Raw genomic sequence first — 12,252 nt, forward strand, 5'->3', positions numbered from 1 at the left:
GGAGCATCCGATGACCGTGCCGAGCACCTACACCGAGCAGACGCTGACGAGTTGGCTGGTCGACCGGGTCGCCGAGTATCTGCGCAGGCCGCCGACCGAGATCGATCCCGCCGTGCCGCTCGCCGAGTACGGGCTCGACTCGGTGGCGGCGCTGAGCCTGTGCGGCGATGTCGAGGACGCCTTCGAGGTCCTCATCGAGCCGACGGCCGCCTGGGACTACCCGACGATCCGGTCGCTGGCCGGTCATCTGCTGGGACGGCTGGAGGCACGGACGTGACAGCCGACCACATGGGCGGCGGGATCGCGATCACGGGCATCGACTGCCGGTTCCCGCGCGCCGAAGGGCCGGGCGGCTACTGGGAGTTGCTGATGCGCGCCGGAGACGGCGTCGGCCCGGTGCCGCCCGAACGGTGGCCGGTGGCGGAGTCGTTCTCCGCGCCCGCCGAGGGCGGGTTCATCTCCGACCCGGACGTGTTCGACCACGAGTTCTTCGCCGTCTCACCGCGCGAGGCCGGATCGCTGGACCCACAGCAGCGGCTGATGCTGCACTGCGCGTGGCGGGCGATCGAGGACGCGGGCATCGCCCCGCACCGGCTGGCCGGCACATCGACCGGGGTGTTCATCGGGGTCATGGGCAGCGAGTGGGCCCAGCTGACGCTGACGGACCTGCCCCGGATCACCGCGCAGATCGGCTCCGGCAACGGCTACTGCATGATCGCCAACCGGGTGTCGTACCACCTGGACCTCAAGGGCCCGTCCCTCGCCGTCGACACGGCCTGCTCGTCCTCACTGGTCGCGGTGCATCTGGCGGCGAACGCGCTGCTCGCGGGCGAGTGCGATCTCGCCATCGCGGGCGGCGTCAACCTGGCATTGACCCCGGCCCTGGGTATCTTCTACGCCCAGGCGGGCCTCGCCGCCCCCGACGGCCGCTGCAAGCCGTTCAGCGCCGACGCGGACGGCATCGGCCGGGGTGAGGGCGTCGGGGCGGTGGTCCTGCGCCGGTACGAGGACGCGGTCGCCGACGGGCAGCCGGTGTACGCCGTCCTGCGCGGCACCGCCGTCAACCAGGACGGACGCAGCAATGGCATCACCGCGCCCAGCCGCTGGTCCCAGGAGGCCGTGGTCGCCGCCGCCTGCCGCCGGGCCCGCGTGGACCCGGCCGACGTGACCTTCGTCGAGGGCCATGGCACCGGCACGGTCCTGGGCGACATGATCGAGACCAGGGCCCTCGGCGCACTCCACGCCACGCGCCCCCGTTCGCGCCCCCTGTCCCTCGGCTCGGTCAAGGGCAACCTGGGCCACACGGAGGGCGCCGCAGGCATCGCGGGCCTGATCAAGGTCGCCCTCTCCCTCCACCACCGCACGGCCCCGGCCAGCCGCTTCGCGACCCACGAGAACCCCCAACTCGCCCTCGCCGACCAGGGTCTACGCCTCCTCAAGTCGCCCCTGCGCCTCCCGCCCGGCCCGGTACTGGCCGGCCTGAGCAGCTTTGGAATGGGCGGCACGAACGCGCACGCGGTGCTCGAATCGGCACCGAGGGCCGGACGTACGGCAAGTCACACCCGTACGCCGTCCGACGCGCCCCAGCATCCCGCCAGGCAGCGCCCCGCCACACCTCACCCCTCCACGGAACGCCCCACCGGCCTCGGCATCGGCGTCTTCACCCTCACCGCACCCACCGAGGCGGCCCTGCGCCGCAATCTCCTCGCCCAGGCGGAGGCCATCAGCCGCCGACGCACCCCCTTCGGCCCCCTGTGCTGGACCTCGCACCAGGTCAAGTCCGCTCACGCCCACCGCTGTTCGATGGTCGCCGCCGACTCCGCCGAACTGGCCACCCGCCTGCGTACGGCGGCCGAGGCACCCACCCTGCCCGCACGACCGTCCGAACTCCCGCGCACGGCATGGCTGTTCACCGGCCAGGGCGCCCAGTACCCCGGCATGGCAGCCCGCCTGCACCACGAGTCCGCCCTGTTCCGCCACCACCTCGACGCGGCCGACACCGCCCTGCTCCCGCACACCGACGGTTCTGTACGGGACCTGCTCCTGGGCGCCGATCCGGCGGTCCACCGCACCGGTTGGGCCCAGCCCGCGCTCTTCGCGGTCGGCTACGCACTCGGCGCAAGCCTCCACGAGCTGGGCATCAGGCCAGAGGCACTCCTCGGCCACAGCGTGGGCGAGTTCGCGGCGGCGGTACTCGCCGAGGCCCTCCCGCTGGAGGCGGCGGCACAACTGGTCGCCGCCCGAGGAGCACTGATGCAGCAACTCCCGGACGGCGGCGGCATGCTGGCCGTACAGGCCCCGGCCGAGCCGCTCCACGAGCACGTCGAACCGGAGCCCCTGGTCGGCTTCGCGGCCTTCAACGGCCCTCGCTCGACCGTGCTCTCCGGTGACCTGACCGCCCTGGACCGGATCGCCGACGCCCTGACCCAACGCGGGTTCCGGGTACGCCGGTTGGAGGTGTCCCACGCGTTCCACTCCCCGCTCATGCGCCCGGTCCTCGAACCCTTCCACCGGCTCGCCGAGGAGGTGACCGACGGAGGCGTCCCGCGTATCCCCCTGTACTCCACACTCCGCGGCAAGCTGCTCGACTCCGAGCCACTGGACGCCGCGTACTGGACAGAACACATCAGCGCACCCGTCCTCTTCGCGGACGCCGCCGCCCAACTCCTCGACGAGGACCCGACCCACCTGGTGGAGATCGGCCCGAAGGCCGTACTCACGGCACTGGCACGGCACTTGACCACCGACCGCACCTCGCCTCCCCGCTCACTGCACCCCCTCCCGGACGTGAACGCGGGCGCCCGTGAACTGGCCGGGACCCTCACCGCCCTCCACGACGCGGGCCTCGACCCGGACTGGGACGCCGTGTACGCCCCGCAGGACCGGGTCCTCCAGCGCCTGACCCCGTACGCCTTCTCCACCGAGCACCGCTTCTGGCATCGGGGCGCCGCTGAGACACGTACCGAATCCCCAACCGAACCCGCGAAGCCCACAGTTCAGCCGAGCACCACCGCTGCCGCCGCCGTCCTGGACGCCATCGCCCAAGTCGGCGGCTACCCCCCGACCGCCCTCTCCGACGCCTCCCGCCTCTACGAGGACCTCGGCTTCGACTCGGTCGCCGTCATGGAGCTGAAGTCCCGTATCGAGGAACGGCTTCCGGCACTCGGCGACCTCCCCGTGCACGAACTGCTGCCGAGGCTCTCGTCAGTCGGTGACCTCGTCGCGTACGTACAGGAGCGCACCCCATGACGACGAACCCGCCCCATCTCGCCGGCGCCGGTTCCGCCCTCCCCGGCGAACCGGTCGACAACACGGCGCTCTCCGCCGCCCTGGGCGTCAGCGCCGAGTGGATCGAGCTGTTCATCGGCACCCGGACCCGGCACTTCGCCCGCGACCTGGTCACCGGGGAGGTACGGCTCTCACTGGCCGACCTGTGCGCCCGGGCCGCCGAGGAGGCGATGGCAAACGGGGGCGTCGAAGCGGCCGACATCGAGTTCCTGGTCCTCGGTACGGCGACCCCGGACCACCTCATGCCGACCACCGCGAGCCAGGTCGCCGATCTGCTCGGCCTCGATCAACTCCCCACCTACCAGCTCCAGTCGGGCTGTGCGGGCGCGGTACAGACACTCGATCTCGCCCGGCATCTGATCGGCAGCGGGGAGTTCGGCTGCGGTCTCGTCATCGGCGGTGACGTCTGCACCAAACACCTCGACCTGCGCCGGGACCTGTCCAGCGCGGCGCCGAGCGACCTCGTCAACGGCGTGCTGTTCGGGGACGGCGCGGGCGCCGCCGTACTGACCGCCGAGCCGCACGGACAGGCCGTGGCCGTGCTGCGCACCCTCAACCGCTGTACCGGGCTGGGCCGTTCGCCGGGCCAGATCATCGACTGGTTCGGCCTCGCGGACCGGGACGAGGACCGCCAGGCGCTCACCGAGGACTACAAGGCGATCGAGGAGTCCGTACCGGTGATGGCGGCGGAGATCCTCTGGGAACTCCTCGACGCCCTGGGCTGGTCGGCGGACGACGTGGACTTCCTGCTGCCGCCCCAGCTCTCCGGCCGGATGACCCGGCAGATCACCGAACACCTCGCCCTCCCCTCCGCCCACGAGATCTCCTGCGTCGCCCTGACCGGCAACAACGGCAACGCCCTGCCCTTCCTCCAGATCGAACAGCTGCTGCCGAAGATGGGCAGCGGGCAGAAGGCGCTGGCCGTGGCGGTCGAGTCCAGCAAGTGGATCAAGGCGGGGTTCGCCCTGGAGAAGCGCTGAAGTTCTGAAGCACTCACAGCACAACCCACCACCGAGTTCCCCGACCGAGAGGCCCCGCATGCCCTCCCTGCCCCCGCACACCACCTTCGCCGTCACCGACTTCCACCACCTCGTCCGCGACGACCTCGGACTCCCCCTCACAGACGCCCAGTTCGCCACCGACTTCGACGAACTCCCGGAGTGGGACTCCTTGTTCCTCCTCAAACTGGTCGTCCTCCTGGAACGCGCCACGGCCCAACCGGTCCCGGTCTCCCGCCTGTTCGAGGCCCGCAGCCTCCAGGAGATCTACGACCGGGTGGTGACCCCGTGACCAGTAGCGGGCCCCGCGGCCACTCCACCCACCCCGTCCGCGACCGCCGGCACACCCTCCACTTCCTGGAGTACGCGACCGCCCAGCGCCCCGTCCACCTGGACACCGACATCGACATGACCCGCGCCCTGGCCCACCGCGCCGCCGCCGACCGCCACTACTCGACGGTGACCTACGTCCTGCACGCGGCCGGGCGGGTCCTGGCCCGCCACCCGGAGGCCAACGCGGTCCTCGCCCCGGGCCACCGCCGCCGCCCCCGCATCGTCCGGTTCACCGAGGTCACCGGGAAACTCGCCCTGGACACGACCGCCCCTGACGGCGACCGCATCGTGCTCTCCGCCCTCGTGCCCGCCCTGGAATCCGCGTCCCTGGCCGACATCCAGGACCGCGTCGACCGCTACCGCAACGCCCCGAATCCCGCCGCCCTGCCGGAGTTCGCCCGCGTCCGCACCCTGGCCCGGCTGCCCGCCTGGCTCGGCCGGATCGCCTTCTCCGCGGCCCTGCGCGACCCCCGCCGCCGCCCCGCCGTCCTCGGCACGGTCTCGGTCAGCTCCCTCGGCCACCGCCCGGTCGACGGCTTCCACTCCACGGGCGGTACGGCCCTGACGCTGACCTGCGGACGTACGGCACCGCGCCCGGTCGTCCGGGACGACGGCCGGATCGAGGCGGCCCCGCTGATGCGGCTGGGCCTCACCTTCGACCACCGGGTGCTCGACGGCGCCACCGCCGCCGATGTCCTGGCCGACCTCAAGTCGGCGCTCGAAGCGGAGTGGGCGACACAGCACACCGGCCACACGGCCGCGGTCACACCACTGCGCCCCCTGCACAAGGCGGCGACGGACCCCCAGTAACGCGATCGCCCCCACCAAGCGTCCATGCCGAGCGCCCACGCCGAGCCAGGAGACCCGAACCCATGCATGATCTGGGCGAGTTGAAGCAGTACGCCCTGCTCCACGCACGCAACCAGGGTCTGTCCACCCGGGCCACGACCCGTGTCCTGGCCCGGATCCACAGCGACGACCCGGGCGCCGAGGACTCCTGGGCCCGGGTGTGGTCCGCCGAGGGCGACGCGCTCGCCGGGCGCGGCCGGCTGCTCGGCGCCTGCCGCTGCTACGCCCTCGCCCGTTTCCCGTACGCCGATCCCGCCGACGGCGACCGGAAGCGCGCCCAGCGCGCGGGCGTGGCCGCCTTCGACCACTGGCGACGGGCCCGACGCGGCATCGAACGCCTCGAACTCGCCCACCCGGACGGCACGTTGGCATGCTGGGCGGCGGGCCTGGACAGGCACCGGCCGCTGCTCATCATGATGGGCGGCGTCGTGAGCGTGAAGGAGCAGTGGGCCCCGCTGCTCCCGAAACTGACCCGCCTCGGATACGCGGCCGTGGTCACGGAGCTGCCCGGGGTGGGCGAGAACTCCCTGCCCTACACGGCGGATTCATGGCGCCTGCTGCCCTGGCTGTGCGACCGGCTGTCACACCGCGCCCGCACCACCGACGCCACGCTCCTCTGCCTGAGCTTCAGCGGCCATCTCGCCCTGCGCGCGGTCGCCGAGGACCCCCGCATCGCCCGCATCCTGACCGTGGGCGCCCCGGTCGCGGACTTCTTCACCGACGACGACTGGTGGCCCCGCGTCCCGGCGCTCACCACAACCACCCTGCGCCACCTGACAGGCGCCGCCGACGACCACGAACTGCGCTCACTGCTCAAGGAGTTCCCGCTCGACACCGCTCAACTCGGCACCGTACGGGCGTCGGTGCGGTACGTGGCGAGTGCCCGGGACGAGATCATCCCGCCCCGGGAGCAGTCACTGCTCCGCGAGTCGCTGGCCGACATCCGTGTCAAGGAGTTCGACGATGTGCACGGCTCGCCGGGGCACGCCGGTGCGCTGCGGCGCTGGCTGGTGCTGAACCTGCTGCGCCCAGCACGTGGTCGTGCAGCCGGGTGAGGTCGGGCCCCGGTCCGATGCCGAGTTCCTCGTGCAGTGACCGGCGTACGACACGGTAGGCGCGTACGGCGTCGGAGCAGCGGCCCGAGCGGTGCAGGGCGACGATGAGCTGGCAGTGGAGTCGCTCGCGCAGCGGATGCTCGACCGCCAACTCCATGAGCTCACCGGTGAGTTCCTGATGCCGGCCGAGCTTGAGGTCTGCGGTGATCCGCTGCTCCAGCACGCCGAGCCGCAGCTCTTCCAGCCGGGTCGCGGCGGACCGCAGGACGACACCCTGCGGCACCCCGGACAGCGCGGGCCCCGTCCACAGCGCGAGCGCCTCCCCCAGACTCCGCGAGGCGGCGCCGAAGTCCTCGGCCTTGAGGGCCACGCGCCCTTCCTCGCTCAGCGTCTCGAAGCGGCGCAGGTCGAGGTCGTGCGGTTCGACGTGCAGGACGTAACCGGGCGGCCGGCTGACCAGTGGGCGTCCGGCGCCGCTCTCGGCGAGGGCCTTGCGGACATGGCAGATGTACACGTGCAGGGTGCTGGCCGCGGTGCGGGGCGGCTCGTCGGGCCACAGTTCGTCGATGAGGGCATCGCTGGAGACCACCGAGCCCGCCCGCACGAGAAGGGTGGCGAGCACGGCACGCGGCTTGGCGGCCGCGGGCGTACGGGTGTCGAGGCGGACCGGTCCCAGTACACGGAAGCGCAAGGGTCAGCTCCTATCACGTCGCACAAGAACGTCACACGAGACGTCAGACGAGAACTGCCCCTACCTTCCCGAACCCCGCTGAAGAAGCACGGGAGAGCCACGGGAGACCGCCCCGGAGCCCACGAACCGGGCACCTGAGACCGCCTCCCCACAACGCTTCCCCTGTGTCAGCCGACCGACGAGTAGGCCACAACCCCCCGCAGCAGCCCCTCCACGGCCTTGCGCGCGTTCTTCGCGACCGTCGACCCCTCGCCGCCGGAGACCGGGGCCGCGGCCGAGATCTGGCCGAGGACGTCGATGACCTGCTTGCACCAGCGGACGAAGTCACCGGCCGGCATCTCCGCCTCGCGCAGCACCTCGTCGAGGCCCTTGCCGGACGCCCATTCGTAGGCCGCCCAGGCGAAACCGAGGTCGGGCTCGCGCTGGCCGACGCCCTCGCTCTGGGTGATCCGGAACTCCTCCTCCAGCGCGTCGAGCCGGCCCCAGATGCGGACCATCTCGCCGAGCGCGGCCTTGGCCTTGCCGGACGGCACCTTCGGTGCCATGGCGTCGTCGGCGGCCCTGGACTCGTACACCAACGCCGAGACACAGGCGGCGAGTTCGGCGGGCGCGAGCCCGTCCCACACGCCCGCGCGCAGGCATTCGCTGGTCAGCAGGTCGAGTTCGCCGTAGAGCCGGGCGAGCCGCTTGCCGTGCTCGGTCACCTCGTCGGCGCGCAGATAGTCCAGCTCGGTGAGCAGGGCGACGATGCGGTCGAAGGTGCGGGCGATGGTGTTGGTGCGACCCTCGATGCGCCGCTCCAGCTGCGAGGTGTCGCGCAGCAGCCGGTAGTAGCGCTCGGCCCAACGGGCGTGGTCCTCGCGGTCGTTGCAGCCGTGGCAGGCATGGGCGCGGATAGCGGTGCGCAGCCGGGCGATCTCGCGGTCGTCGGCCGCCTGGGAGCGCTGCTTGCGGGCCCGCTCGGGCGGGATGTGCCCGGCCTTGCTGCGCAGCGCGGAGGCGAGGTCGCGACGGGACTGCGGCGAACGCGGGTTGAAGGACTTCGGGACCCGCATCCGCTCCAGCGCCTCGACGGGCACCGGGAAGTCCATCGACGCCAGCCGCTTCACCTGCCGCTCCGCCGTCAACACCAGCGGGCGCGGCCCGTCGTGCTGCTCGAAGCCGCGGTGACCGTTGGACCGGCCGGCGGGCAGCCCCGGGTCCAGGACGAGCGCGAGGCCCGCGTACTTGCCGGTGGGGACGTGGATGATGTCACCGGGCTTGAGCTTCTCCAGCGCGACGGCGGCCTCGGCACGCCGCTGGGCGGCGCCCTGCCTGGCCAGGTCGGTCTCGCGGTCCTTGAGTTCGCGGCGCAGCCGCGCGTACTCCTCGAAGTCGCCGAGGTGGCAGGTCATGGACTCCTTGTAGCCGTCCAGGCCCTCCTCGTTGCGCTGCACCTGCCGGGAGATCCCGACGACCGACTTGTCGGCCTGGAACTGCGCGAACGAGGTCTCCAGCAGCTCGCGCGAGCGGTGCCGCCCGAACTGGTCCACGAGGTTGACCGCCATGTTGTACGACGGCTTGAAGCTGGAGCGCAGCGGGTACGTGCGCGTGCCGGCGAGACCCGCGAGGTGGTCCGGGCTCATCCCCCGCTGCCACAGCACCACGGCGTGACCCTCGACGTCGATGCCACGCCGCCCCGCACGCCCCGTCAGCTGGGTGTACTCGCCGGGCGTGATGTCGGCGTGCTGTTCGCCGTTCCACTTGACGAGCTTCTCCAGCACGACCGAGCGAGCGGGCATGTTGATGCCGAGCGCGAGGGTCTCGGTGGCGAACACGGCCTTCACGAGGCCCTGTACGAAGAGTTCCTCGACGACCTCCTTGAACGTGGGCAGCATGCCCGCGTGGTGGGCGGCGATACCCCGCTCCAGGCCCTCCAGCCACTCGTAGTACCCGAGGACGTGCAGGTCCTCGGAGGGGATGGAGGAGGTGCGCTCCTCGACGATGGCACGCACCCGTTCCCGCGCCTCGTCGTCGTTCAGCCGCAGCCCCGCGTACAGGCACTGCTGTACGGCGGCCTCGCAGGCCGCGCGGCTGAAGATGAACGTGATGGCGGGCAACAGGCCCTCGGAGTCGAGCCGTTCGATGACTTCCGGCCGCCCCGGCGTCCACACGCGTGAACGGGACCGGCGTTCCCGCTCACGGTCGGCCTCGCGCATGGCGCGCCCACGTCTGCGGTCCTGGAAGGAGGGCCGCTGGGCCTCCATGCGCGCGAGCCGGGCGAGGTCGGGGTTGACGGCCTTCCTACTGCCCTCGCCCTCCTCGAACAGGTCGTACATCCGGCGTCCGGCGAGCACGTGCTGGAACAGGGGCACGGGCCGGTGCTCGGAGACGATCACCTGGGTGTCGCCGCGCACGGTGTCGAGCCAGTCGCCGAACTCCTCGGCGTTGGACACGGTCGCCGACAGCGAGACGAGGGTGACCGACTCGGGGAGGTGGATGATCACTTCCTCCCATACGGCGCCACGGAAGCGGTCGGAGAGGTAGTGCACCTCGTCCATCACCACGTAGCCGAGGCCGAGGAGGGTCTGCGAACCCGCGTACAGCATGTTCCGCAGGACCTCGGTGGTCATCACGACCACCGGGGCATCGGAGTTGACGCTGTTGTCGCCGGTGAGCAGCCCGACCTTGTCCGCGCCGTAACGACGGGACAGGTCGGCGTACTTCTGGTTCGACAGGGCCTTGATGGGGGTCGTGTAGAAGCACTTCTTGCCCTGTTGGAGGGCGAGATGGACGGCGAACTCGCCGACGATCGTCTTGCCCGACCCGGTGGGGGCGGCCACCAGCACGCCCTTCCCCGCTTCGAGCGCCTGACAGGCCTCGATCTGGAAGGGGTCGAGGCCGAAGTCGTACATCTCGCGGAAGGACGCGAGCGCGGTGGCCTGCTCGACAGCGCGCTTACGTGCTGCCGCATACCGCTCGGCCGGGGAGAGGTCCTCTGTCATCGTGCTTTCGAGACTACCGGCCCCCACTGACAACAGGACGATCATTATCCGGATCGATGCCTGGCAAACACGGGATCCGCGCAGCTCAGCGCAGCACGGAAGCGGCCGGGGCGCCCGAACGAGCGCCCCGGCCGCTTCCACACCGGAGTAAGGAACAGGGAACTTCAGGTCACGTCGTCATAGCCGTTGACCCGCTCCGGGCCCGCCTGTTCGGGCAGGGCACGCGTGGCGGAGACGGTCTCGATCTCGCCGATGTCCTCCGGGGTGAGGTCCAGGTCGGAGGCCTCGTCGTCGCCGGGGCCCTCCGCCTCGCGCCGGCGCTTGCGCCGGTCGTTCGTCAGCGAGAAGGCCACCGCGCCGAAGTACAGGACCCAGATCGGCCCGGCGAGCGCCAGCATGGTCAGCGGGTCCGTACTGGGCGTCGCGATCGCCGCGAACACCGTGATGCCCATGATCATGGCGCGCCACCAGCCGGCCATGCGCTTACCGGTGAGGATCCCGGTGATGTTCAGCATGATCAGCAGCAGCGGCAGTTCGAAGGAGAGACCGAAGACGAGCACCATGCGCGTGACGAGGTCGAGCAGGTCGTCCAGCGGCAGCAGGTTGTCGACGCCGAACGGCGTGAACTCGATCAGGACCTTCGCGGTGGTGGGGAGCACCCGGTAGGCGAAGTAGGCGCCGCCGAGGAACAGCGGGACACCGGATCCGACGAACGCGTACGCGTACTTCTTCTCGTTCTTGTGCAGGCCCGGCGCGACGAACGCCCACAGCTGGTACAGCCAGATCGGCGAGGCGAGCACGACGCCGGCCATGAGCGACACCTTCAGCGCGAGCGTGAAGGGCGCGAGCAGGCCGTTGATCGTGATCTGGGCGCAGGGGTTGTCCCCCTCTGTCTGCTGCTTGGCCAGCTCGGAGAAGGATGACGGGCATCCGACCGAGTCGAGCACCGGCTTCGTGAAGAAGTTGATGATGTCGTTGTAGAAGAAGGCGGCCACGACCGTGACGATCACGATGGCCAGCAAGGCCTTCGCGACCCGGTTGCGGAGCTCACGGAGATGCTCCACGAGGGGCATCCGCCCCTCGGGATCCCTCTCCTTCTCCTCCTTGTTGCGGGCAGACTTGAGCAACCCACGTCCTCATCTCGTGCGGCAGGCCGGAGGCATCCGGCCTTGCGTCAGCGTCAGCGCTTGGTCGTGTCCGTGGGCTCGGTGACCGGACGCGAACTCGTCACGTCACCGGGGGCGGCCTGGATGGTGCGCTGTGCCGGGGGCTGCTCGTCGGTGTGCGGCGGGCCGGCGGGGGCCGGCTCCTGGCCCTCCGACTTCATCGCCTTGGCCTCGCTCTTCAGGATGCGCGCGGACTTGCCGAGCGAGCGCGCCATGTCCGGAAGCTTCTTCGCGCCGAACAGCAGGATGATGACGACGAGGATGAGAATGATCTCGGGAGCTCCGAGCCTTCCGAACATAAGTGTTTACCTTCTCACCGAGGCGGCTGGGTGGGGTGCTGTCCGTCGTTCGGACAGGTGTCCGACCGTCGTGTTCACAGCGATCGTAACGCTCGGGGGTAAACCTGAGGCAATCCCCGTGCGTACTCCCGGTCAGCGGTCCGGGCCTCGTTTTCCGGCCGCGATCAGCAGCGTACCTGCCGACACCGACAAGGTGACAGGGCGAAGTCGCCCAAAACACACCAACCCGCGGACTCACAGGAGAGCCGCCGGGCACTCACAGTGCATCGACAGAGCGTGCCGTGTGAGCGGCGGCCCTTTCCAGGTCCTCGGCGGCCCGACTGATACGCCGCGCCGAGTCCGTGACCTGCCGCCCCAGCCGCTGAGCCTCCACAAAAACCCGAACGGCAAGCACCCCGAGAACAACGAGCCCCAGGAATCCCACAGCAACAGCGAACATCGGCCAGAACATGGCTCCGAGCCTAGCCGTGTTTCTCGCCCCCGCCGCCCCTACCCGTTCCCATCCTCGGGGGCGCTGCCCCCGAACCCCCTTGTCCTCAAACGCCGGACGGGCTGACTATCCAGCCCGTCCGGCGTTTGAGGACAAAGG

11 protein-coding genes are annotated in these 12,252 nt (G+C 70.9%); 6 read left to right on the top strand and 5 right to left on the bottom strand.

The genetic code is table 11. The features are described 5' to 3' along the window. The first annotated feature begins 10 nt into the window (after positions 1–10). From ACFYXF_RS50915 to ACFYXF_RS50940, 6 genes are all read left to right on the top strand, one after another. Positions 11–277 carry an acyl carrier protein gene (locus ACFYXF_RS50915; protein WP_369035857.1) on the top strand — a complete coding sequence of 89 codons (267 nt, stop codon included), beginning with the start codon at positions 11–13 and terminating at the stop codon, positions 275–277. Continuing rightward, entirely contained in the window at positions 274–3,249 is a 2,976-nt protein-coding gene (locus tag ACFYXF_RS50920) for a type I polyketide synthase (RefSeq protein WP_389361097.1), read from the top strand. The genes ACFYXF_RS50915 and ACFYXF_RS50920 overlap by 4 nt, the downstream gene beginning before the upstream one ends. After that, on the top strand, positions 3,246–4,268 hold the full coding sequence (locus tag ACFYXF_RS50925) for a 3-oxoacyl-ACP synthase III family protein (RefSeq protein WP_389361099.1): 1,023 nt from the start codon (positions 3,246–3,248) through the stop codon (positions 4,266–4,268). Before ACFYXF_RS50920 ends, ACFYXF_RS50925 begins: the two co-directional genes overlap by 4 nt. A gap of 58 nt (positions 4,269–4,326) precedes the next feature. Continuing rightward, positions 4,327–4,578 carry a phosphopantetheine-binding protein gene (locus tag ACFYXF_RS50930; RefSeq protein WP_389361101.1) on the top strand — a complete coding sequence of 84 codons (252 nt, stop codon included), beginning with the start codon at positions 4,327–4,329 and terminating at the stop codon, positions 4,576–4,578. After that, on the top strand, positions 4,575–5,429 hold the full coding sequence (locus tag ACFYXF_RS50935; protein WP_389361103.1) for a 2-oxo acid dehydrogenase subunit E2: 855 nt from the start codon (positions 4,575–4,577) through the stop codon (positions 5,427–5,429). The genes ACFYXF_RS50930 and ACFYXF_RS50935 overlap by 4 nt, the downstream gene beginning before the upstream one ends. A gap of 62 nt (positions 5,430–5,491) precedes the next feature. Then, positions 5,492–6,523, top strand: a complete 1,032-nt coding sequence (locus ACFYXF_RS50940; RefSeq protein ID WP_389361105.1) for an alpha/beta hydrolase — start codon at positions 5,492–5,494, stop codon at positions 6,521–6,523. Here ACFYXF_RS50940 and ACFYXF_RS50945 read toward each other — a convergent pair. From ACFYXF_RS50945 to ACFYXF_RS50965, 5 genes are all read right to left on the bottom strand, one after another. Beyond that, positions 6,417–7,214, bottom strand: coding sequence for a BTAD domain-containing putative transcriptional regulator (locus ACFYXF_RS50945; protein WP_389361107.1), 798 nt, complete (start codon positions 7,212–7,214; stop codon positions 6,417–6,419). The two genes, ACFYXF_RS50940 and ACFYXF_RS50945, sit on opposite strands and share 107 nt — an antisense overlap. Before the next feature lie 167 nt (positions 7,215–7,381). Further along, the gene (locus ACFYXF_RS50950) at positions 7,382–10,243 is read right to left on the bottom strand and encodes a DEAD/DEAH box helicase (RefSeq protein WP_389361109.1); all 2,862 of its coding nucleotides are present in this window, start codon (positions 10,241–10,243) and stop codon (positions 7,382–7,384) included. 119 nt (positions 10,244–10,362) lie between these two features. After that, positions 10,363–11,325 (bottom strand): twin-arginine translocase subunit TatC, encoded by a 963-nt coding sequence (gene tatC / locus ACFYXF_RS50955; protein ID WP_389361112.1) that lies wholly within the window; start codon positions 11,323–11,325, stop codon positions 10,363–10,365. 53 nt (positions 11,326–11,378) lie between these two features. Next, positions 11,379–11,663 (bottom strand): Sec-independent protein translocase subunit TatA, encoded by a 285-nt coding sequence (tatA, locus tag ACFYXF_RS50960; RefSeq protein ID WP_389361114.1) that lies wholly within the window; start codon positions 11,661–11,663, stop codon positions 11,379–11,381. A 256-nt stretch (positions 11,664–11,919) separates the two neighbouring features. Further along, positions 11,920–12,114 (bottom strand): hypothetical protein, encoded by a 195-nt coding sequence (locus ACFYXF_RS50965; protein WP_389361116.1) that lies wholly within the window; start codon positions 12,112–12,114, stop codon positions 11,920–11,922. Positions 12,115–12,252: the final 138 nt, after the last annotated feature.

Source organism: Streptomyces sp. NPDC002680, assembly GCF_042889145.1.
In the GTDB taxonomy this organism is placed as follows: domain Bacteria; phylum Actinomycetota; class Actinomycetes; order Streptomycetales; family Streptomycetaceae; genus Streptomyces; species Streptomyces adonidis.